Origin of the sequence: Vulcanibacillus modesticaldus (genome assembly GCF_001730235.1) — a bacterium.
Taxonomy (GTDB): domain Bacteria; phylum Bacillota; class Bacilli; order Tepidibacillales; family Tepidibacillaceae; genus Vulcanibacillus; species Vulcanibacillus modesticaldus.
Genome location: NZ_MIJF01000035.1, coordinates 40081 through 64020, shown reverse-complemented (window position 1 = coordinate 64020; position 23940 = coordinate 40081). Strand labels below are relative to the sequence as shown.

Below are 23940 nucleotides of genomic sequence, written 5' to 3'. Positions count from 1 at the left end.
ATGAAATATTTTAAAATGTCTAATTCGCTGTATAGACTTCAAAAAAAAGAAAAAGGGAGCTTCACTGTTGAAGCTTCCTTGATTTTTCCAATTATTTTTCTCTTTATAGTATTATTAATTTTCCTTAGTGTTATTGCTTATCAAAAAGTATTACTTTATTATGTCGCTACTCAAGCTGCTGATCGGGTAGCCTTTAATTGGAATAATAGTCATAAAGATCCGATCACTGGTGAGTATCAAATGGAAGAAACTGACGGACTATATTGGAGATTAACGGGAGATCGGGTTCTGAACAAATTATTGTCTACATACGAGGATAATCGAACAATAAATATAACAATTAAAGATAGCTATGAACCCATAGATTTATCCGAGAAAAAGCTTGCTATCATGTCCAGAGTTATCCCAAATGGGATCGGTGGTAATATAATTTTTCAAAAAAACATTTATGAAGATAAAGTCATTGTTAAATTAGATAGATTGATAAAAGTACCGAGTTTCGTTAGTCGATTGATTGGAAATAAAATTGAAGTAATGGCTTATTCAACTACTACAGACCCTGTAGAATATATTCGTAGTGTTGATCTGATAATTAACTATTCACAAAAATTTAATCAACAAAAAGAACTTATAAACAAGATTTTAAGAAAGCAAAGGGAAAAGGAAATAGGACGATGAATAGTAAACATTTATTCCAATCTGAGCGGGGTTCAGTATCAATATTTTTAATCATGGTGGTAACCGTTATTTTCATTTTTAATGCTGTTCTTATAGATTATGCTAGAATTTTGGCGGCTAAGAATCAATCAGAGAGAACGGTACAGGCAGCAGTTAGATCTGTCCTTTCATCATATGATTCTGATTTATATAATACTTATGGCTTGTTTGGATTTAGTGGTGACGAAAAAGATATCTTCACTTATGTTGTAGAGAAGAATTTGCAAACATCACCGGGATATTTTAATCTTATTGAAACTAAGATTGTGAAGGATAGTATTTCTGTAGAACTTGATCATCAATTGGGATATCATGAGGTCTTTGAACAACAAATAATGGAGGAAATGAAATATAAAGCTCCAGTCGATTTTACTTTAGAGTTATTATCATATTTCAAAGGCCTTTCTCTTGTAATGAAAGAAGCATCTAAAACTACCGTTGTCTTAAAAAATATTAAGGATCAATATGAATTAAGACAAGTATTGTTAGAAGAAACTATACAATATCAAATGAAAAGTGCCGATTTGGTCAAAAGTCAAAGTATTAGTAGCTTAGAGGATCTGGATTATATTGTGGATAATTACAAAGAGTACGTTAAAGATTATATCGAATATATGAATTTGTCAGTAGAAAAAGAAGAAAATCTTGAACAACTTAAGAAAAAGATTAAGTTATACCAAAATAAAGCAACAGAAACAATCCAAAACATTTATGACGATTACCATTCAATTTTGGAAAAACATAACGAATACTTGTTTGATGCTGTAGAAAGATTAGATAACGCTTCCAAAGCGAATAAACAGATAAAATCAGTAATTTCTGATAACAATTTAAACCAAGATAAAAACCAATATGATAAAGTTAATGATGAGAAAAACAATTTAACAGAAATAAACAAAACCATCAATGAGCTAAAAAAGGTGACTGATGATTTAGAGCGGACAACTGACTTGGTTATCACAGATGAGTTTTTTGAAAATTTAAAAGGAGATATAACAGAACAAAAGCGGAAATATGCGAAAATGGTAGAAAACATTGAAAATTTGCAAATGATGGTTTCTCAAGCAATATATCTTGAAAATAATAATCAACTTAGTGAAGCCATAATAAATCAAACTATTAAACAGATGAAGGGAATAATCGGCCAAATATCATCATTAAATCGTGAATATCGTAAGGAATTTGTAAAGTATAGCCAATCAGGGAACAAAATCTTTGAAACAAAACAAGAAATAGCGGATATGCTTCAATTAGACAAAAATCAAATAGAGCAACAGGAAAAAACGGCAACAAAAAAATTACAAACAATAAATGATTTATTTAAAGCTATGGAAACGATTAAAAGTATTGATGATGATTTTAATAGAGTAGAAGAGTTTTATTCTCAGTATTTAGATTTTAATTCAACTAAAGACTATTCCATTGATAATAATTTAGACCTTGACCCGGTAGAAGTCTCTAAAGATGCGATGGAAGAGATGGATCAGTTATTTCTTAATCTTGCTGATTTTATAGATAAAATTACTAATGAACTATATATTAATGAGTTTGCCTATAGTAAGTTTAATCATTTCAATCCTTCAAATATAAAAGATTTATTAACTATCCCAAATAAAAAGGATATTAACCTACAATACGATCAGCTTAAAATAGATGAGCTTTCAGATTTATTAGGTTTTAATCAACAAGAATTAGAATATATAGTGTATGGTTCTCATACAGTTGGAGGGAATATTTCCAAGGCTTTTAGAGATATATTTTTGATCAGATTAGCTATTAATACGATGGAAGGATTTACAGATAGTAAGGTTAGATCCCTATCTCATCCACTAGCTATTTTAATGGGAGCTATTAGTTATGGGATTTCTCGTTCAATTTCAGATATTGTTAACATGATAAATGGTGAGGAAGTTTTTCTAGCGAACAAATTACTGAAAGTGCAATTTGGTTATGATGATTATTTGCGGCTACTATTGTTAATTCATAGTAATAAGATGAATAAATTATCTCGTATCCAAGCGGTAATCCAATACAAGACCAATAAAGACCTTAGATATATTGCTACATATGTTAGAGGAACTACAACAACCTCCATAGAGTTGTGGTTTTTAACAGGTGTTATGAGTGCATTAAATTATATTGGGGTAATTGATGGGAGAATCAGAGGGAAAGATTATATAATCACCAAGACTGCAGCAATGTCATATTAGGAGTGGTGAAATGTTTTTAAGCAAAAAAGAAGAAGGAAGCATGGTAGTTGAAGCTTCCCTTATTATGCCGGTATTTTTAAGTTTTCTAATATTTCTTATCACTATGATACAGATCACTACGGTCGAAATAGCTTTAAACAATGGTCTTTCTGAGGCGGTAAAACAAATATCTACCCATATGTATCCCCTTGCTCTAGTGGAGGAAAAATATAGTAACACAATAACTAGAGATAAATCTGAAATAGAACAACTGATTAAAGAGAACGCTGATTTGTTGCCCTTAAACAATTCAGTTCGACCAATTGTTGATCGATATATGGATGACAAAATTATTAAAGTTGAAAATTTACAGGTTACAAAAGTCATTTTGCCCAACTTAACAGAGCTTAACCAACCGTATTTAGGTATCGAAGTAAAATATGAGATGCCACTGCGAATCCCTTTTATAAGCAAGGTGCTTATTTTTGAGGAACAGGTTTATGAAAGGGTTTGGTTAGGAGATAGGTTAAAGCTAGAAAATAGAAGTTCAGAAGTACTAAATGACAGTCAGCTATACCTTGATTACATATCATCACCAGTACAGCGTGGGAAGTTTGTAAGAATCATTGCCAATGGTCCTCCAAATAGAGCGGCAACCATTACCCTTACTTATAAAAGTGGTTTTATAAAAGAAAAAAGCTGTAGATTTGATGATTCTGGTCGGTTTACCTGTGATATCAAAATTGGAGGAAATTCTAAAGAAGGGAAATATGTAGCTGTTATTAGAGCAGATGATCTAGAGGCAAGGGGAGAGTTTATAGTATTATCAAAAAAAAATATCAAAAAATATATTTACAATTAAAAAAGTAGCATAAAAAAGAAGGATTTTTAAGTAAGAAAAGTATTTTTATCGGAGGAATAGTGATGAATATAGATGTAATAGTTTCTGCAGCTGAAGTAAATGGTGAAGTAATCAAAGAAAAGAATGTGGTAGTTATTGATGTATTGCGTGCCACATCAGTCATAGTAACAGCACTGGTGAATAAAGCAAAATATGTTATACCTGTTGAGGGTATTGAAGAAGCTTGGAGAATATATCATCAAGAAGGTAAGATAGAAATGGTATTGGGTGGTGAAAGGAACGCAATCCCAATCGAAGGCTTTCACTTTGGAAATTCACCACTTTTATACACTGAAGTAAATGTAGCACAAAAAAAAGTGATTCTTACCACTTCCAATGGAACTAGGGCAATAAAAGCCTCTGTGAAAGGAGATAAGATCTATATTGGCTCTTTTTTAAATGCATCTGCAGTCGCAAAACAATTGATAAAGGAAGGAAAAGATACTGTTATTGTTTGTTCTGGAACAGACAATAAGTATTCAATGGATGATGCTCTATGTGCGGGGATGTTGATTTCTATTATCAGTGAAAAGCAGGATATAACGACAACAGATTTGGGATTAACAACGAAGATACTGTACGAATCAAATAAAGATGATCTCCATAAAGTACTTTCTAATTCAAGGCACTATAAGTGGCTAAAAAAGATTGGTTTTGAGGAAGATTTAAAATACTGCTTGCAAAGGGATATCTATGATATTGTACCGGTGTACATCGATGATAAAATTCTTATATAATAAATTCAAAGGAGAATGTTAAGATAGTATTTGACAAAAAGGAGTTGCAAAAATGAATTTTGATGATACATAACAGACCCATCCTATAATAGATATTCACAAGAATGGCGAAAAATAGGCAAACATTCATATACTGATGGTAGAAGTGTCCGAACATTTTTAGAAGAAGGAGAAATTCTTCATCTATTTAAGGATTTTAAAGTTGTACATCATAAAGAAGGATGGGGGCCTAAACACAGGCATGGTGATGGACCAATTGAACAACATGCAATGATAGAGGCTGTGTTAAGGAGATAAATTGATGTGAGAGGAGAATGGTGATGAGTAGTAAAGTAGTAATCATTATATCTACTGGAGAAAAGGAAAAAGCATTAACGGGAATGATGTATGCTGCTAATGCCCTCAAAAACAAATGGTTAGATGATGTCAAAGTAGTCTTTTTTGGCCCAAGTGAAAAATTGATATCACAGGACCAAGAGTTACAAGAGTTGTCGTCTAAAATTCTTAAATATCAGACCCCTGTAGCATGTAAATTTATTTCGGATAATGAGGAAATCTCAAATGATCTAGAAAAATTAGGATATCGGATTGACTATGTAGGAGCATTGATATCTGATTTTATTAAGGAAGGCTACATTCCTATCGTTTTCTGATTAAATTATTTTCTTTAAATCATATAGGTCATTAAAGATGAAAGATAATACACTTTCATTTTTAATGGCTTTTTTATTGTTCAAATGTTTATTAGCAATTTTTTATTTTTTTTACTTGTATGGTATAAAAGATTGGATTAAGATAGTAAAAGCACTAATGTAATTAATGTCGTATTTTGTAATAGATTTCGAGGTGACGAATTTGAACCGTTATATCGTAGTTGATCTTGAAACAACAGGTAACAGACCTGATATCGATAAAATCATTCAAGTTGGAGCGGTATTAATTGAAGATCACGAAATTAAAGATGTATTCAGCTCCTTTGTCTATACAGATCGAGAAATTCCACCTTTTCTTCAAGAGTTAACTGGTATTACACCTGAGAAGTTGAAGGATGCTCCAACAATCGAGGAAGTTATGCTGAAATTGTTACCAATGTTAGAGGGTTCTATTTTTGTAGCTCATAATGCTGTATTTGATATAGCTTTTATTCAAAATACCCTTGAAGATTTGGGATATATGCCTTTTTCAGGTTTAATTATCGATACTCTCCAACTTTCTCGCATCTTATTGCCGATGGCTCAAAGCTACAAGTTAGAATTGATTGCTGATGAATTGGAAATCTCCCTTGATAGACCACATCGGGCTGATGAGGATTCTATGGCGACTGCAAAGCTATTACTTCAATTGTTAGCACAGTTAAATGAAATGCCTCTTGTTTATCTTCAAAGGTTACATCAATTAGCCCAAAGTAATAATCAGGACTTAAGTTTCATTATAGAGGATATAATAGCCAAAAAATTGAATAATTATCAAGAAAATGATGATAGATTTATGATAATAAATCAACTTGCTCTGTTAATGACTGAAGAGGAGTACCAAGAAAATCAAGAATATGAATTTGATCAAATTCAGTTTGAATCAATGTTTGATGAGAATGGATTATTATTTAACAATTTTCCTAATTTTGAATTAAGACCTGCACAAAAAGGTATGTCTAATGAGGTATGGAATGCATTTTTAGATCAAACTCATCTTATGGTTGAGGCAGGAACGGGTACAGGCAAGTCTTTAGCCTATTTGATACCATCAGTATTTTGGACTAAACAACAAAATGAAAAGATAGTTATTGCAACACATACAATTAACCTACAGGAACAATTATTTCAAAGGGATATACCTTTATTAAAAAAAATACTTCCCTTTGATTTTTCAGCTACCATTCTTAAGGGAAGAAGCAATTACCTATGTTTAAGAAAATTTGAACAACACCTTATGCAGGTCAACCAAATCAATCTTAGCATTGATGGTATGACCGATTTAGGACAGGTGTTAACTTGGGTGACATTGACTAAAACTGGTGACGTCGAAGAAATTAATCTCTCCCAAACTGGGCGAAGTCTGTGGAATGAGATAAGTAGTGATCCAGACTCCTGTTTAAATCATATGTGTCCATGGTTTAGAAGCTGTTTTTACCATCGAGCCAGACAAAGAGCGCAAACAGCTGATTTAATTATTACTAACCATTCACTTTTATTAACAAACCTAAAAGCGGATAATCGGATATTACCGGGATTTAATTACTTGGTTATTGATGAGGCACATCAATTTGAAGAGGTTGCTACTAAACATTTGGGATTTGAATTAAACCAATATCAATTTAGCTATTTTATACAAAAATACTATAAAGATGGAAAAACTGGCTTTTTAGTAAAAGCGATGAATGATTTTTATCAATCTCAAGATCCTGATCAATTTGTGATTGCAAATAAAATTAAGAATAATGTTATTCCTTTAATTTCAAAAGTAGAGTCAAATATTCAAGACTATTTTAATTTATTGGGAGAATTTGTTGATCAGTTTGTAAAAAATCAAGATTCAAACCGAAAAACATTGAGAATAGTTGAAAGGGTAAAACAGAGGAAAGAGTGGGAAAAGATTCAAGAACAAGCTGAAAATATCATTATTGATCTAACTGAATGGGCGAACTTAATGGAAGATATCATTCAACAGTTAAGAAACCTTGAAGTAGAGGAGAGTTTACTGGTAGATTTTACTGGATATTTAAAGGAGATAAGGGAAGTAAGCCTAACTTTTTCCGAGTGGAACCATGCTAATGATTTAAATATGGTATTTTGGGTTGAAACAGTTATTAAAAGAAAGAAGATTTTTTCTTATCTGTTTGCTGCTCCGATAGAAGTAGGTTCATTTGTAAAAGAGTTTTTATTTGATAAATTGGATAGTGTTATATTAACATCAGCTACATTGAGTGTTAATGGTTCTTTTAATTATGCAAGCAATTGGTTTGGTTTTGATTCTAAGGATGAGGAACTACGAAAGATTAAACTTCCATCTCCATTCAATTATAAGGAACAAGCATTAGTTTGTATTCCTAAAGATATTCCTAATATTCAAGAGGTATCAGAGGAGAGATATATTGAACATCTTGCAAAAAATATTGCAGATATAGCTATCTCTTTAAATGGAAGGACCCTAGTTCTTTTCACATCTCATCAAATGTTACAAAAAACTTATGACTTATTGAAAATCATCTTAGAACCTTATCAGATTAAAGTACTTGGTCATGGAATAGATAGTAACAGTCGTTCCAAATTAACCAAGCGTTTTATTTCAGATAAACAGACGATACTACTTGGTACTAATAGTTTTTGGGAAGGTGTAGATGTACCCGGAGAAAGTCTGAGTGCTCTAGTGATTGTACGTCTGCCATTTACTCCCCCAAATCACCCCATTCATGAGGCTAAGACGGAACGCTTAAGAGCAAAACGAAAAAATCCGTTTATGGAATTATCTGTTCCCCAAGCAGTAGTTCGTTTTAAACAGGGTTTTGGAAGATTAATTAGAACGCAAAAAGACAAAGGAGTAGTGATTGTTTTTGACAAAAGAATTGTTGAATCTAGATATGGAAAAGCATTTATCAATTCTTTGCCAGATGTAGATATTAAGTATCAGCAATTTACTAAGCTCCTCCAAAACATTAATGATTGGATAAATTAAGTAGAATATTACGGATTATTTTTCATATATATAAGAGGATGAGATTACAAGACAAAAGGGTGATCAAGTGAAACTCATTAAGTTGGTCTTGCTAATTATCCTCTTTTTTATAATTCTTAACTTTTATCATAGTTTTACTTTATCAAAAGTACCCAATATCAATGTTGATTATATTCAATCTAATCAACAAAACATAGAGTACAATGAACTTCTAGTTAGTTTTTTGCCATTATCGATTGGTGAGGCAACTATTGTACAACTCCCAACAAATGATTTTTATTTAATTGACACAGGTTCTATAGAATCCGCAGAACAATTAATTCTTTTAATGAATATGCATGGAATAACAAAGCTGCGGGGGATAATTTTAACTAATTTCAGCGAAGAGCATATTGGTGGATTAAATGCAGTGCTCGATAAATATGCAGTTGATTTCATTTATATTCCTGAATTGATTGCTTCAGAATTTAAGCTGCCAGAGAATCAGAAATTTGAGATCAAAATGTTAAAAGAAGATGATGTTATTAAGTTATACCCGAATGTAAAAATTGTTGTAATGGCACCAAGTGACCCATTATCTTTATCTCCACAAGCAAATTCATTAGTATTTCAATTAATTCATAAAAATGTAAAATTTCTCTTCACAAGTGATATTAACGAAGAAATAGAATTAAAGCTTATTGATAAATATCAACTAAAATCAGAAATATTGAAGGTAAGCGATTTTGGAAGTAATATAGGCTCCAACCCTGAATTTCTTGAAGAAGTTGATGCACAAGTAGGTATTATTTTTTCTAATGATCCCAATTTGTATAAAATTAGTGATGATGTATTAGAAAGGTTAAATGAATCTTGGATCGATGTCTATGTACTAAAAAGACAGGGGGAAATACAAATACTAAGTGATGGAGACTATTATCAAGTTGAAGTAATAAAAATAGAAAAGTAAGGGGGATAAATTCCCCCTTAATATGTTAATTTACAAAGTTTATTAATTTCGTTAATGATCAGCTATCAAGATATCTTCAGCTAGTTTAATTTGTTTATCTGTTGGTGGTTTAACCCCTTTTAAAGGTTCTTCTAAACCCAGCTCTAACCATTTATATTTGCCCATTGTGTGATATGGTAATACTTCTATTTTCTCCACTGATGGAATTGTATTTATAAAGGCTCGTAATGCGTACAGGTCTTCTATATCATCTGTTAATCCAGGTACAAGGACATATCGGATCCAAAATGGAATTTTATGGTGATGCAAATATTTTGCTAATTGTAAGGTTAATTCATTCGTAACACCTGTTAGTTGTTTATGTTTTTGAGCTGAAATATGCTTAATATCAAGTAGAACTAAGTCTGTATATGTGAGTATTTCTTTAGCGTCGTCTAAACTAATAAATCCTGAGGTATCGATGGCAGTATGAATTCCTTCTTCTTTACAACGTTTTAGAAGCTCTATAACGAACTTTTTTTGCATAGTTGCTTCTCCGCCAGAAATTGTTACGCCACCACCTGAAAATTTCATATAAGGTCTAACTTTTTTTATTCGAATTATCAGTTCTTCAACATCTATCTCTTTACCATCCTTCAAATGCCAAGTATCAGGATTATGACAATATTGGCAACGTAAAGGACAACCTTGCATGAAGACTACAAAACGTATTCCGGGTCCATCAACTGTGCCACAGGTTTCTACTGAATGAATTTTTCCCTTCAAAGCTTATCACATACTTTCATGGAATGTTCTATTAATTACATCTAATTGTTGTTCTCTTGTTAGCTTTGTAAAATTAACTGCATATCCTGACACACGAATAGTTAATTGAGGATATTTTTCTGGATGCTCCATCGCATCTAACAACAATTCACGATCAAAAACATTGACATTTACATGATGTCCTTCTTGATATGAGTATGCATCTAATAAAGATACCAAGTTTGAATTACGTGATTCTTCATCTTTTCCTAAAGCTTTTGGAACAATTGAGAATGTATAAGATATTCCGTCTTGAGAATCTTCATATGGTAGCTTAGATACTGAGTTAAATGATGCGATTGCACCATTAGTATCTCTGCCGTGCATTGGATTTGCCCCAGGAGCAAACGGCTCACCTGCTTTTCTACCATCAGGTGTATCCCCTGTTTTCTTACCATATACTACATTTGATGTAATAGTTAAAATTGACATTGTTGGTAATGAATTACGATAAGTTTTGTTTTTTCGTAATTTATTCATAAATCTGTTTACCAAATCTGAAGCGATACTATCAACTCGGTCATCGTCGTTTCCGTATTTCGGATAATCGCCTTCAATGTTATAAGATACTACTAATCCATCTTCATTGCGTACTGTAGTTACTTTAGCATATTTTATAGCAGATAATGAATCAGCTACAACAGATAATCCGGCAACCCCACAGGCCATAGTACGAAAAACATCACGATCATGTAGGGCCATTTGAATTCTTTCATAAGAATATTTATCATGCATGTAGTGAATAACATTTAATGTATTAATATAAAGGTTCGCTAACCAATCTAATACCTTGTCATATCTTTCCATCACTGTATCATAATCAAGTACTTCGTCGGTGATTGGTTCAAAACGTGGGCCTACTAAAATACCAGTTTTTTCGTCAACACCACCATTAATTGCATATAATAAAGCTTTTGCTAAGTTTGCTCTTGCTCCGAAGAATTGCATTTGCTTACCGATTCTCATAGCAGATACACAGCATGCAATAGCATAATCGTCACCATATTCTGGTCGCATGATATCATCATTTTCATATTGAATAGAGCTTGTATCAATTGATACCTGAGCACAGAACTTTTTAAAGTTTTCAGGAAGCTTTGTAGACCATAAAACAGTTAAATTTGGTTCAGGAGCAGGACCTAGATTATATAAAGTGTGTAGAATTCTAAAGGAATTCTTTGTTACCAAATGTCTTCCGTCTTCACCAATTCCACCGATTGATTCAGTAACCCAAGTAGGGTCTCCACTGAATAATTCATTATAATCAGGTGTTCGGAAGAATTTAACAATTCGAAGCTTAATCACTAGCTGGTCGATCAATTCTTGAGCTTCTTCTTCTGTTAAGATGCCGGTATTAAGGTCTCTTTCAATATATATATCAAGGAAGGTAGAAATTCTTCCAATACTCATTGCAGCACCATTTTGTTCTTTTACTGCAGCAAGATAAGCAAAATATAACCATTGAACGGCTTCCTTTGCATTCGTTGCAGGTTTAGAAATATCGTATCCATAAGATAATGCCATTTCTTTTAATTCGTTTAATGCGTTGATTTGTTCTGTTAATTCTTCACGTAAGCGAATTAAATCTTCAGACATAAATTCTTCAATAGTAGCATTTTTCTCTTTAATCTTTTGTTCAATTAAGAAATCAACACCATAGAGGGCTACTCGGCGATAATCACCAATTATTCTCCCTCTTCCATAAGCATCAGGTAATCCGGTAATAATCCCTGTTTTTCTAGCTCTTTTCATTTCATCAGTATAGGCATCAAATACACCTTGATTATGTGTTTTACGATATTTATGATAAATCTCACTTACTTTTTCATCCATTTCATATCCATATGCTTTACAAGCTGCTTCAACCATACGAATACCGCCCGTAGGATGAATTGAGCGTTTGAAAGGTTCGTCAGTTTGCAAACCAACAATCACTTCTAAATCTTTATCGATATAACCTGGTCCGTGAGAAGTAATTGAAGATGGGGTACTAACGTCAACATCCAATATACCACCGTTTATTTTTTCATGTTTAATTAAGTCAAATATTTGATCTATTATTTTTTTTGTTCGCTCAGTCGGACCTGCCAAAAAGCTTTCATCACCGTCATAGGGAACGTAGTTAGTTTGAATAAAGTCCCTGACGTTAACTTGTTCCACCCACTTCCCTTGTTTAAATCCATTCCACGCTTTCGATAGTACAGAATTCATAATCCCTTCCTCCTCAAGGTGTAAACTGTTATAATTTCCGTAAATAATTTTATAGTACACTTATTTAGTTTGTATATTAGCAAATTTTAAATTAGATGTATACAGATAAATACTCACAAAATAAAATGCATAATAGTTCCAATAAAGAAAATAATCAAAAAATAAAAAGAAACTGAGTATGAAGATTTTTATTTTCCAAACACTATCTTAAGAAGGAGGTATTCTTATGCATACGATGTGGAAAGGTTCGATCAGCTTTGGATTGGTGAATATCCCTATCAAAATGTACGCCTCTACTGAAGAAAAAGATATCAAATTTAGATATCTTCATCGTGAGTGTCGTACTCCGATAAAATACGTTAAAACTTGTCCAACTTGTAATAGAGAAGTGAAGCCGGAAGAAATCGTCAAAGGCTATGAATTTGAACCTGGAAGGTTTGTATTAATCGAAGACGAAGATTTAGAATCACTGAAACCCAATATTAATAAATCGATTGAAATACTTGATTTTGTTAAGCTATCTGAAATCGACCCAATATATTTCAATAAATCATATTACTTGTCACCACAAGAAACGGGAGGAAAAGCCTATAATTTGTTGAGACAAGCGATGATTGAAACGGGAAAGATTGGTATCGCTAAAATAACGATTCGATCTAAACAATCGCTTGCTGTCCTTAGAGTTTACAAAAATATTCTTGTTTTAGAAACAATTTTTTACCCAGATGAAGTTAGAGCTATTGACTTAGTACCGGGGGTTTCTCAAGACATATCCTTTGACCAAAAAGAATTAGAAATGGCAAAACATTTAATTGACAATTTAACTGCAAAATTTGAACCAGAAAAATATACTGATGATTATCGTCAGGCTCTGAAGGAATTGATTCAAAGAAAAATTGAAGGTGAAGAAATAGAAGTACAAAAAGAAGTTCCAAAGAAAAACATTATTGATCTTATGCAAGCTTTACAAGCCAGTATTGATCAAACAGAACCGCCGAAGAAAACAAAAAAAGGAACTAATAGGGGCAGGAAAAAGAAAACCACAGCTAGTTAATAAATACGAATATTATCATAGAAAAACTATATAAGTGAATATTTGAATGGATGGATTGATAAGAATGGATTTGATACAGCCGATGGAACCAATTCTGGAAGATAGAATTGTTACTGGTGATGAATGGATTCATCAAATAAAATGGGATGGTATTAGAGGAATCACATATATTGAAGCCGGAAAGATCCATTTGTTCACTAAAAAAGGACGTGAGCGAACGGCTTATTATCCTGAACTTGAAAGTTTAAAGAATTTGTTCAAGGGAGACCAAGCAATTTTAGATGGTGAATTAATTGTGTTAGATGAAAGTGATAAACCATCCTTTGAAGATATTTTGAAACGTGAAAGGATCAAAACAGATAAAAATCTAAAGTATTATACCACAAAATACCCAATAAAATACGTTGTTTTTGATCTTCTAGCGTTAAATGGAAACGACATCCGTAAACAACCATTAAATGTGAGAAAAGAGCTATTAGTTAACCAATTAGAACAGGATGATACTATTGCTATTACTGATGATTTTAAAGATGGAAATAAATTAATGGCATTAATGAAAGATAGAGGTTGGGAAGGTATTGTTTCTAAAAAAATTAATAGTTATTATTCCCCAGGTAAATCACATCATGATTGGATAAAAACGAAAATATATAAAAAGATTTTAACGGTTGTAGGTGGAATCCGATGGAAAAATGGTGTTCCAAGTTCACTCCTACTCGGAGTTTTTCGCAATCAAAAGTTATCTTATGTAGGAAAAGTTAATGCTGTGTTTAAAGAAGGTGATTTGGTATTATTAAACGATTATCTAGTCCATCTTCAACAGAAACACAGCCCTTTTGTTGATAATGTAGATAATAAAGGAGTAATATGGCTTAAACCGATTTTAACCTGTTGGGTTCAGTTTATGGAATGGACTAGCGATTTTAAGTTGAGACACCCTAAAATTCTCGGATTTAGCACACTAAAACCTCAAAAGGCAGATGGTACGGAATGGGTCCTATAATTGAAGAAATAACAATTGATGGATATTCAGTACGGATAACTAATCCTTTTAAGTTAATGTGGCCAGAAGTAGGTATTCGAAAACTCGATTATATTGAAATACTGATCAAACTTACTCCTTATATCATTCCTCATTCCAAGGATCGTCTATTAACTACGATCCGTTTTCCAAATGGAGTAAATGGTAAATACTTTTTCCAAAAAAACGTACCAGATTATGCTCCAGAATGGGTACATAAATACCGGAAAAAAGATGTATGCTACATGCTTTTAAATTCTAGTGCCGAATTAGCTTGGTTAGGTAATCAAGCAGCATTAGAGTTTCATACTACTTTTAATAAACGACAAAAAGATGGATTTCCTTCAGCTTTAGTTTTTGATTTAGATCCGTCTGAAGGGCAAACATTTGATCAAGTGACTGAAGTTGCTTTGATCATATATGAAACCTTACAATCACTTAAGATTAAGAGTTGGGTTAAAACCTCTGGAGCAACAGGATTGCAAATATATATTCCGATTGGTGAGAAATATGATTATGAACTGGCAAGGAAAATAAATCACTTTTTTGCCAGTTATTTTAGTCAAAAATATCCCGATAAAATTTCCATGGAAAGAATGGTTCATAAAAGGGAAAACAAAATTTATTTTGACTATTTGCAAATGTGGCACGGAAAAACGATTGTAACAGTTTATTCACCTAGAGCAACCAAAGGAGCAACAGTATCAATGCCGATAGAGTGGGAGGAGTTAAAAAAAGGTATTAAACCAGAGGATTTTCACTTATTAAATGTTTTTGAGCGACTATCGAATAAGGGGGATTTATTTGCTCCAATGATAGATGAAAGGTATATTCAAAATTTAGATCCGATAATTACACATTTAAAGCTGGAAAATGTGTAATATGACTTGCTTTAAAAGTTTTATTGCGATTAATAAAAAAATATGATACGATAATAATGGGAATAAATGGCAACAAATTCTTTTGAATAAGTTCAAAAGATACAAATGGGGAGAAAATTTATGCGATCAATAGTCATTAATGGTATTTTTGTAACTGTTAATCAAGATAATGAAATTATTACGGATGGTAGCATGATATTTGAGGATGATGTTATTACCTTCATCGGTGAATCACCAGAAGATCTCTCAAAGTTTGATCAGGTTATAGATGCACGGGGAAATATCGTTATGCCAGGCCTAATCAATACTCATGGTCATGGAGCGATGTCCTTGTTACGGGGCTATGGAGATGACTTACCACTTCAGGAGTGGTTAGAAAAGAAAATGTGGCCGATTGAAGGTAGGTTTACGAAGGAGCATGTTAAATGGGGAACCCTATTAGCAATTCTTGAGATGTTAAAGACGGGAACCACAACTTATTCTGATTTTTATATCCATATGGATGTTGTGGCTGATGTCATAGAAGGAGTGGGAATTAGAGCTAATCTATCAAGAGGGATTATTGGAATCGGTGCTTCTTCTGAAGAAAAGCAACTAAAACTTAGTGAAGCGGAAAATTTTGCAAAAAATTGGAATAATAAAGCTGATGGCAGGATAACTACCATGATGTCACCTCATGCTCTTTATACCTGTTCACCGAACTTTATCAGTAAAATAGTGGAAAGTGCTACAATGATTCAGGTTCCGATCCAGATACATTTGTCAGAAACAGCATTTGAAGTCGAGCAAAATCTGAAGCAGTATGGAGTGACTCCAGTTAAACATCTTCAACAATTAGGCGTATTTGAGCATCCTACACTGATAGCCCATGCTGTACATGTTACAGAAGAAGAAATCGAAATTATTAAAAATTATCAAGTTAATGTATCTCATAATCCAGGTAGTAATCTAAAATTAGGTAGTGGTATCGCACCAATCCCAAAAATGTTGGATCAGGGGATTTATGTTTCTTTGGGTACAGATAGTGCAGCAAGTAACAATAATTTAGATTTGTTTGAGGAGATGAGGTTAGCAGCTTTAATTCATAAAGGTTATGGTCAAGATCCTTTAGCTATTCCAGCTGATATCGCTATTAAAATGGCTACAATATACGGTGCACACTCCTTATTTATTGGTCACTACACGGGTTCTTTGGAAGTAGGAAAAAAGGCAGATTTTATCATTGTCGATGTAAATCAACCTCATTTCCATCCAATGTATAATCCAATAACTCACCTAGTATATTCTGCAGCTGGTAAAGATGTAGTTGATGTTTTTGTAAATGGAAAACAGCTTGTAAAGAAAGGTCAGGTACAAACAATAGATGAAGAAAGGGTTATTTATGAAGTGAAGCGGTTAGCTAATGAATGGGCATGAAAAAAGCCTGCTTTTCCACAGGCTAAAATTTAGAGGTATAAGATAGTGAGAAGTTATTCATACTAAGATTAGCTAAAAGTATTAGATATTGAATAAATTGTCCTTTATTCGGAATTCTGGCAAAAAGTCTTTTTCATCTTGTTGAATAAATTGGTCTTTTAAACAAAGCCATGTTTCCACTTCAAGTGTAATCATTTTGGTTGGAGATAAGATGTCAATCACTCCTTTCGGTGTAAACTTATTATTTCCTTAAATCATTAGCTTATTTAATCCTAATTCAAGACAGACTCACATTTTTTTGTGGGTCTGTTTTTTGTATCCAAATTTATTGTATAATGTTAAGGTAATAAATATAAAAAAGGATGGTTACGAATGGGAATTGAATTAATTGCTTCAGTTAAAATCACAGCTTCTTCCGACCTCTATAAAATTGTCGATATTTTGAATAAAACTTTAAAATATGATGACTTGATGTTTGGATTGGCAAAGGACGATAAGGATCCAGAAAAGATGGTGTTCAGCATTTATCGTACTTAAAAGATTTTTATATTTTTAAAAACGGAATGGGTAGGAGATAAAATGAAAAAATACATATTCTTACCTCTTGGTATGTTATTATTAATTGTCATCATCAGTTTTTCTTATATTTATCTGATTTGGTCAAACGGTAAACAAATCGAACAACAAATGATAAAAAGGGCTTATCATGAAGTACCTATTCTTAAAAAAGTTGAGGACATAGACTTATTCTCTGGAAAAGATCAATATTATTTTATCTTTGGCAAGAGTGAAATGGGTAATCCACTTCTTATTTGGTTAAACGATGATGAGGTAAATTATAAATATTTGTTTAATTGGGTGACTAAAGAGCGAATAAAAGAAAAGGTTGTAGCGATGGTTGAAGATATATCGATAAAAAGAATAACTGCCGGTATCACCCCTGATAAAATTTTAATTTACGAAGTTTTATATGAGGATGATCAAGGAAGATTGGGATATATTTATTTCAATTTAGAAAATGGGGAGTATTTAAAGATGTATCGTTTAGGTAAAAATTAGATCTGTTATTAGAAAGTAGATGCATCTGTTTTAATATTGTGAAATTTGAAATACCAAAAATAAATGCCTTTTTACATAAAAGGTAAAACCTTTTATGGTATTGGTGATTAGAGATTTATAAAATAACTATAATGGGAAAAAATAAGCCAAATTAAAATTGTTTGGCTTATTTTTTTAATCTGTTATATAAAATGTAATAAATTTTTTATAACACGAGCCTAGATTTATGATAATATTTATGTTGGGTTAATAATGCATAGTATAATAGGAGGAGTTATTATGCCTATACGAAAAGTTGGAGTGATAGGTGCAGGCGTTATGGGTCTTGGTATTACCCAAGTGCTTGCAGAAAGAGGTTTTGAAGTAGTATTAGTGGATAAAGATGAAACAAACATTGAGAAAGCAAAACAACATTTAATCCACTTGTTAGATAAAAAAATTCAAAAATGGGGGATAACCGAGGTAGAAAAGAAAATTATCCTTTCAAAAATTATTTTTACTACAGACAAATCTTTACTAAGTGATGTTGATTTTATTTTTGAAACCGTGGATGAGATCTTGGAAGTTAAGAAGACGTTATTTAGTGAACTAGATAATATTTGTCGTCCTGATGTTATTTTTGCAACTAATACTTCTACATTGAGTATAACTGAAATTGCTGCGGCGACAAATCGAGCTAGTAAGTTCATTGGGTTGAATTTTACCCATCCTGTAGTTGAAAGACAACTAGTTCAAATTATTAGAGGCTTAAAAACATCTGATGATACCTATAATATATCCAAAAAATTTGTTGAAAAAATTGGTAAAACAGGCATCCAAGTATATGAAGCACCTGGATATGTTACAGTTCGTTTAATATTACCTCTTCTAAATGATGCGATGAATCTTGTTGTCGAGGGAGTTGCCTCAGCAGAGGATGTTGATAAAGCGATGAAATTAGGATTTGACTTCCCATATGGACCATTAGAAATGGCTGATCGTATGGGGTTAGATGCTGTACTACGCGTTACAGAAGGTCTCTATAAAGAGTACGGTGATGTAAAGTACCGTCCAGCATTAATTTTAAGAAAATTAGTTCGTGCAGGTCATTTAGGAGAAAAAACCGGAGAAGGATTTTTCAAATATAATGAAGTTGGAGAGAGAATAAACTAACCTTTACGGAAGGGAGTTAATGATAGATGAAAATATTCGTTTTGAATTGTGGAAGTTCTTCTTTAAAGTATCAATTATATGATATGACAGATGAAATAGTGATTGCATCGGGAAAAGTAGAACGTATTGGGATGGATGATGCAATTCTAACCCATGAACCTACTGGAAAAGAAGAAGTTAAAATTGTAACTGAAATCCTTGAACATACAACAGCAATTGAAAAAGTATTCGAATATTTAGTGCATCCAGAATCTGGTGTCCTGTCTGATATCCGCGAAATTCAAGCTGTTGGACATCGTGTCGTTCACGGTGGAGAAGTTTTCTCTGATTCAGTTATGGTAAATGAGCAAGTAAAAGCAGCTATTAAAGGTGTGTTTGATTTAGCACCATTACATAACCCTGCTAATTTAGTGGGGATAGAAGCTGTTGAAAGTGTTCTTCCGGGAGTTCCTAATGTTGCAGTTTTTGATACTGCTTTTCATCAAACGATGCCAAAGAAGGCGTTTATGTATCCAATACCAAAGATTTTATATAAGAAACACAAGATAAGAAGATATGGATTTCATGGAACATCCCATAAATATGTGAGTGCTAAGGCAGCAGAGTTCTTAGGAAAGCCAATTGAAGAACTGAAAATAGTATCTTGTCATATTGGAAATGGTGCAAGTATAACAGCTATTGATCGTGGGAAATCAGTGGATACAAGCATGGGGATGACTCCGTTAGAAGGTCTAATGATGGGAACAAGAAGCGGAGATTTAGACCCAGCTATTATACCTTTTGTGATGGGCAAGGAAGATCTAACTCTTAACGAAGTCAATTCCATGTTAAATAAACATAGTGGTTTAACAGGAATATCTGGGTATGGTAGTGATATGAGAGATATTGAAGAAAAGATGGTTACAGATGAAGGAGCAAAATTAGCCTTTGATATGTATGAATATCGAATTCGTAAATATATTGGTGCATATGTAGCTGCGATGGATGGAGTTGATGTCATTATCTTCACTGCTGGTGTAGGTGAGAATTCAGATATCCTACGTAAAGCAATTACTGAGAATCTGACATACTTAGGTATAGAAATCGATCAAGAAATAAATCGAGTACGTTCTAAGAAAGTAAGGAGAATAAGCACATCTAATTCAAAAGTAGAAGTATTAGTCGTTCCAACAAATGAGGAACTAATGATTGCAAGGGACACCCTAAGAATAGTAAAATCAAATAAATAAACTATTATTTAGGGGGGGACTCTTTTGCAACTTGCAAAACGTGTATTAGAATTAACACCTTCACCAACATTAGCAATCAGTGCAAAAGCAAAGGAATTAAAAAGTAAGGGTGTAGATGTGATTAGTTTAGGGGCTGGAGAACCTGATTTTAATACTCCTGACAATATTATTGAAACAGCAGTTGATTCAATGAGAAAAGGATTTACCAAGTATACAGCTGCTGCTGGAATCCCTGAACTAAAGCAAGCAATAATAGAGAAATTTAAAAGGGATAACAACTTAGAGTATAAGATGGATCAAGTAATCGTAACAATGGGTGCTAAACACGCTTTATATAATTTTTTTCAGGTTGTGTGTAATCCAGGTGATGAAGTGATTGTACCTGTGCCATACTGGGTGAGTTATCCTGAACAAGTTAAATTAGCTCAAGCCGTACCAGTTTTCCTTGAAGGGAAGAAAGAAAATGATTATAAAATCACCGCTTCCCAAATCGAAAGTGTTTTAACCGATAAGACTAAGGCGATAATCATCAATTCTCCAAGTAATCCTACCGGAGTAATTTACAGTCGTGATGAGTTAGCCGAAATAGCTGAAGTTTGTAAAAAGCATGATCTTTACATCGTTTCTGATGAGATATATGAAAAACTCATTTACGATGAGAAAGAGCATGTTAGCATTGCCAGCATAAGTGAGGACGCTTATGAACGTACTGTAGTCATTAATGGGGTTTCTAAACCATATTCAATGACTGGTTGGAGAATTGGTTATGCTGCTGGAAATACTTCTATCATTAAAGCGATTACTGGTATTGCTAGTCATAGTACTTCAAACCCTGTTTCATTTGCCCAATTTGGTGCCGTTGAGGCATTAAATGGACCTCAGGATGAACTTCTTAGAATGAGGAATGAATTTGAAAAAAGAAGAAACACCGTACTAGAGTTAGTAAGGGATATTCCTGGTTTTAAACCTATTAAGCCTTTTGGAGCTTTTTATGTATTTATTGACATTTCGGAAGCTATTCAGGGAAAATATGATAACGCTGATAAATGGGCGGAAATTTTACTTGATGAGGCAAAGGTAGCTGTTATCCCAGGTTCTGGTTTTGGACTTCCTAACTTTATTCGGATCTCTTTTGCAACTTCATTAGAACAAATACAAGAAGGTATGAGAAGAATAAAAAACTTTGTTACTGCTTGACCTTATTGATTTCTATAATAGGCAATAGTATAATGAGACAAGCTATTCCATAAAGAGGTTGGAGGGGAATTTCTTTGCTAGCTACAATAAAAAACATTTCGGAATTTGTAGGACAAGAAGTAAGACTTGGCGTATGGTTACATATTAAGCGTTCAAGTGGGAAAATTCATTTTTTACAATTAAGAGATGGAACTGGATTTATTCAGGGAGTAGTTGTAAAAAGTGAGGTGTCTGAAGAAACTTGGAATGCAAGTAAGAGTTTAACTCAAGAGAGTTCTCTATATGTTACAGGAATCGTTCGTAAAGATGAACGTTCTAAGATTGGTTATGAATTGAATGTTACCGGGATTGAGATAATTCAAATAGCTCAGGAGTATCCGATTACCAAAAAAGAGCACGGCACGGACTTTCTGATGGACCACCGTCATCTTTGGATAAGATCCCCAAGACAGAGAGCGATTTTAGCTATCCGTGGTGAAATTATTCGTGCAATACAAGAATATCTTAATCAAAATGGTTTTACATTAGTAGATCCACCGATATTAACACCTACTTCAGCGGAGGGAACAACTAATTTATTCCATACTAAATACTTTGAAGAAGATGCCTATCTTTCTCAAAGTGGTCAATTGTATATGGAAGCAGCAGCTTTAGCTCTCGGTCGTGTGTATTCTTTTGGTCCAACGTTTAGAGCCGAAAAATCTAAAACAAGACGCCATTTAATCGAATTTTGGATGATTGAACCTGAAATGGCTTTTGTTGAACACGAGGAGAATTTGCAAATTCAAGAAGAATTTGTTAGTCATATAGTCCGATCTGTATTAAAAAATTGTAAAAGAGAATTAGAAACCTTAGGTAGGGATGTATCAAAATTAGAAAAAGTGGTTGCTCCTTTTCCACGAATTACTTATGACAACGCCATAGAATTTTTACAACAGGAAGGTTTCGATATCAAATGGGGCGAGGATTTTGGTGCTCCACATGAGACTGCCCTTGCAGAAAAATTTGATAAGCCAGTGTTCATTACTCATTTTCCTACAGAATTAAAAGCATTTTATATGAAACCTGATCCAAATCGCCCTGAGGTAGTTTTGGCAGCTGACTTGATCGCTCCGGAAGGGTATGGAGAGATAATTGGAGGCAGTCAAAGAATCGATGATCCAGAATTACTGGAACAACGTTTTAAAGATCATAATTTATCGATGGAAGCTTATAAGTGGTATTTAGATTTGCGTAAGTACGGTTCTGTTCCGCATTCGGGTTTTGGATTAGGTTTAGAGCGTACTGTAGCATGGATTTGTGGTATTGAACATGTTCGCGAAACCATTCCATTTCCACGTTTATTAAATCGCTTATATCCTTGATATTTTTTTCATAAATTTTGATTATTATCATATAAAAAGGGCACCACGTGGTGCTCTTTTTGTCTAATAAATATGTGGAAAAAATAGGAGTAACTTGAGGTGTTAAATTTGCGTTTATCACATAGGTATACTTTGGATGTTTTTTTGATAGCTGTGATCACTGCTTTTTTAGGAGAATTTAAAATTACTGTCTTTAACAGTTCGTTTCGCTTTGCGTTAGGAAGTGCGGCTTTTTTCTTTCTATTACTATTTTATAATAAATTTATTCCTCCAATTACAGGTATTATCACAGGGATTATCATTACTTTTTACAGAATAGGTTTGGATTATCTTTTTAATGACAATTTTGGTTTATATAATTCAGTATTAACTCATAGTCCAATCACCGGTTATTATTTTGTCTTTGGATTGCTTTTATATCTGGGACAGATGGGAAAATTTAGAGACAAGCCTTATTATTTAGGGGTGTTGGGTGCTTTTAGTGATGGAATTGCTAATATAATCGAACTAGTAATTAGGACAGTAATTTTTGATCAATTTTTATTGACACCGACTAGTTTAAAGTTTGTGGTTGTTGTTGCTGTATTAAGAAGCTATTTTGTTGTTGGACTGTTTAATATGTTTCGTGTGGAGCAGATGAATGCAATTTATCAGGAGCAAAAAAGAAGGTTTGAGCAAATTCAAATGATTACATCAAATCTATATGTAGAAGAATTTTACTTAAAGAAGTTGATTAATCAAATTGAAGAAGTTACTGGAAAAAGTTATAAATTATATTCATATTTAAAAAAACACGAACAAATTCCCAAAGAAATTAATTCAATTGCATTATCTGTTGCACAAGAAATCCACGAGGTTAAAAAAGACCATCAAAGGGTGATTGCTGGATTAGAAAAAATTATTTCGCAAGAAAATGCAGTTAATAAGATGCAAATTTCGGAAATAATTAAATTAATTATAAATTCAAATCGAAATTACGCCATTATGTTGCAAAAAAATATTAGATATATACAAGATTTAAAGCTTGATTTATCAATTAAAAATGTTTATCTGTTTGTAGCAATAATTAATAATTTAGTGGCTAATAGTACTGAAGCGATTGAAAAAACTGGAACAATTGAAGTTAAAGTAGAACGAACGGGAAATAACATCTTAGTTGAAGTGATAGACGATGGGGTGGGGATTAGACCGGGTGATGAAGAGATCATCTTTGAACCAGGCTATACCACAAAATTTGATAAATCTGGTCAGCCATCAACCGGAATCGGATTGTCCCATGTTAAATCTTTGGTAAGGAAATTGGGTGGAGATATAAGCGTAGAAATTGACTCGATGAAAACTAAATTTAAGGTCTGTATCCCGAATGATAAATTATAAGGGGGAGAAA

Annotated in this window: 20 protein-coding genes; 18 read left to right on the top strand and 2 right to left on the bottom strand. The window is 32.9% G+C overall.

Annotated elements, in window-relative coordinates:
- The 7 genes from BHF71_RS07550 to BHF71_RS07520 all read left to right on the top strand — a co-directional run bounded on the left by BHF71_RS07550 (window position 1) and on the right by BHF71_RS07520 (window position 9165).
- Window positions 1-678 carry a TadE/TadG family type IV pilus assembly protein gene (locus BHF71_RS07550; RefSeq protein WP_069657050.1) on the top strand — a complete coding sequence of 226 codons (678 nt, stop codon included), beginning with the start codon at window positions 1-3 and terminating at the stop codon, window positions 676-678.
- Window positions 675-2927, top strand: coding sequence for a DUF5702 domain-containing protein (locus BHF71_RS07545; protein WP_069657049.1), 2253 nt, complete (start codon window positions 675-677; stop codon window positions 2925-2927). The genes BHF71_RS07550 and BHF71_RS07545 overlap by 4 nt, the downstream gene beginning before the upstream one ends.
- A gap of 10 nt (window positions 2928-2937) precedes the next feature.
- Entirely contained in the window at window positions 2938-3768 is an 831-nt protein-coding gene (locus tag BHF71_RS07540) for a TadE/TadG family type IV pilus assembly protein (RefSeq protein ID WP_069657048.1), read from the top strand.
- 62 nt (window positions 3769-3830) lie between these two features.
- Window positions 3831-4544 carry a 2-phosphosulfolactate phosphatase gene (locus BHF71_RS07535; RefSeq protein ID WP_069657047.1) on the top strand — a complete coding sequence of 238 codons (714 nt, stop codon included), beginning with the start codon at window positions 3831-3833 and terminating at the stop codon, window positions 4542-4544.
- Between the two features lie 320 nt (window positions 4545-4864).
- Entirely contained in the window at window positions 4865-5197 is a 333-nt protein-coding gene (locus tag BHF71_RS07530; protein ID WP_069657046.1) for a hypothetical protein, read from the top strand.
- A 202-nt stretch (window positions 5198-5399) separates the two neighbouring features.
- Window positions 5400-8216, top strand: a complete 2817-nt coding sequence (gene dinG / locus BHF71_RS07525; protein ID WP_176717329.1) for an ATP-dependent DNA helicase DinG — start codon at window positions 5400-5402, stop codon at window positions 8214-8216.
- A 67-nt stretch (window positions 8217-8283) separates the two neighbouring features.
- On the top strand, window positions 8284-9165 hold the full coding sequence (locus tag BHF71_RS07520; RefSeq protein ID WP_069657044.1) for a ComEC/Rec2 family competence protein: 882 nt from the start codon (window positions 8284-8286) through the stop codon (window positions 9163-9165).
- A 51-nt stretch (window positions 9166-9216) separates the two neighbouring features.
- Here BHF71_RS07520 and pflA read toward each other — a convergent pair whose 3' ends face one another.
- Both pflA and pflB read right to left on the bottom strand, forming a co-directional pair.
- On the bottom strand, window positions 9217-9930 hold the full coding sequence (pflA, locus tag BHF71_RS07515; protein ID WP_069657043.1) for a pyruvate formate-lyase-activating protein: 714 nt from the start codon (window positions 9928-9930) through the stop codon (window positions 9217-9219).
- A 6-nt stretch (window positions 9931-9936) separates the two neighbouring features.
- Window positions 9937-12180, bottom strand: a complete 2244-nt coding sequence (pflB, locus tag BHF71_RS07510; RefSeq protein ID WP_069657042.1) for a formate C-acetyltransferase — start codon at window positions 12178-12180, stop codon at window positions 9937-9939.
- Window positions 12181-12406: 226 nt separating this feature from the next.
- Between pflB and ku the strand changes: the two genes are divergently transcribed.
- From ku to BHF71_RS07455, 11 genes are all read left to right on the top strand, one after another.
- On the top strand, window positions 12407-13234 hold the full coding sequence (ku, locus tag BHF71_RS07505; protein ID WP_069657041.1) for a non-homologous end joining protein Ku: 828 nt from the start codon (window positions 12407-12409) through the stop codon (window positions 13232-13234).
- A 64-nt stretch (window positions 13235-13298) separates the two neighbouring features.
- Window positions 13299-14237 carry a non-homologous end-joining DNA ligase gene (gene ligD, locus BHF71_RS07500; protein ID WP_069657098.1) on the top strand — a complete coding sequence of 313 codons (939 nt, stop codon included), beginning with the start codon at window positions 13299-13301 and terminating at the stop codon, window positions 14235-14237.
- The gene (gene ligD, locus BHF71_RS07495; RefSeq protein ID WP_069657040.1) at window positions 14225-15136 is read left to right on the top strand and encodes a non-homologous end-joining DNA ligase; all 912 of its coding nucleotides are present in this window, start codon (window positions 14225-14227) and stop codon (window positions 15134-15136) included. Before ligD (BHF71_RS07500) ends, ligD (BHF71_RS07495) begins: the two co-directional genes overlap by 13 nt.
- 120 nt (window positions 15137-15256) lie before the next feature.
- Window positions 15257-16552 (top strand): amidohydrolase family protein, encoded by a 1296-nt coding sequence (locus tag BHF71_RS07490; RefSeq protein ID WP_069657039.1) that lies wholly within the window; start codon window positions 15257-15259, stop codon window positions 16550-16552.
- A gap of 372 nt (window positions 16553-16924) precedes the next feature.
- Window positions 16925-17089 carry a YpmA family protein gene (locus BHF71_RS07485; RefSeq protein ID WP_069657038.1) on the top strand — a complete coding sequence of 55 codons (165 nt, stop codon included), beginning with the start codon at window positions 16925-16927 and terminating at the stop codon, window positions 17087-17089.
- Window positions 17090-17131: 42 nt separating this feature from the next.
- Complete coding sequence (locus tag BHF71_RS07480; RefSeq protein ID WP_069657037.1) at window positions 17132-17611, top strand: DUF5590 domain-containing protein; 480 nt, start codon at window positions 17132-17134, stop codon at window positions 17609-17611.
- Between the two features lie 279 nt (window positions 17612-17890).
- The gene (locus BHF71_RS07475) at window positions 17891-18763 is read left to right on the top strand and encodes a 3-hydroxyacyl-CoA dehydrogenase family protein (protein ID WP_069657036.1); all 873 of its coding nucleotides are present in this window, start codon (window positions 17891-17893) and stop codon (window positions 18761-18763) included.
- A gap of 26 nt (window positions 18764-18789) precedes the next feature.
- On the top strand, window positions 18790-19992 hold the full coding sequence (locus tag BHF71_RS07470; RefSeq protein WP_069657035.1) for an acetate/propionate family kinase: 1203 nt from the start codon (window positions 18790-18792) through the stop codon (window positions 19990-19992).
- A 24-nt stretch (window positions 19993-20016) separates the two neighbouring features.
- Window positions 20017-21189 (top strand): pyridoxal phosphate-dependent aminotransferase, encoded by a 1173-nt coding sequence (locus BHF71_RS07465; protein WP_069657034.1) that lies wholly within the window; start codon window positions 20017-20019, stop codon window positions 21187-21189.
- Window positions 21190-21263: 74 nt separating this feature from the next.
- Window positions 21264-22553, top strand: a complete 1290-nt coding sequence (gene asnS / locus BHF71_RS07460; RefSeq protein ID WP_425425400.1) for an asparagine--tRNA ligase — start codon at window positions 21264-21266, stop codon at window positions 22551-22553.
- A gap of 99 nt (window positions 22554-22652) precedes the next feature.
- Window positions 22653-23930 carry an ATP-binding protein gene (locus BHF71_RS07455; RefSeq protein ID WP_084024394.1) on the top strand — a complete coding sequence of 426 codons (1278 nt, stop codon included), beginning with the start codon at window positions 22653-22655 and terminating at the stop codon, window positions 23928-23930.
- Window positions 23931-23940: the final 10 nt, after the last annotated feature.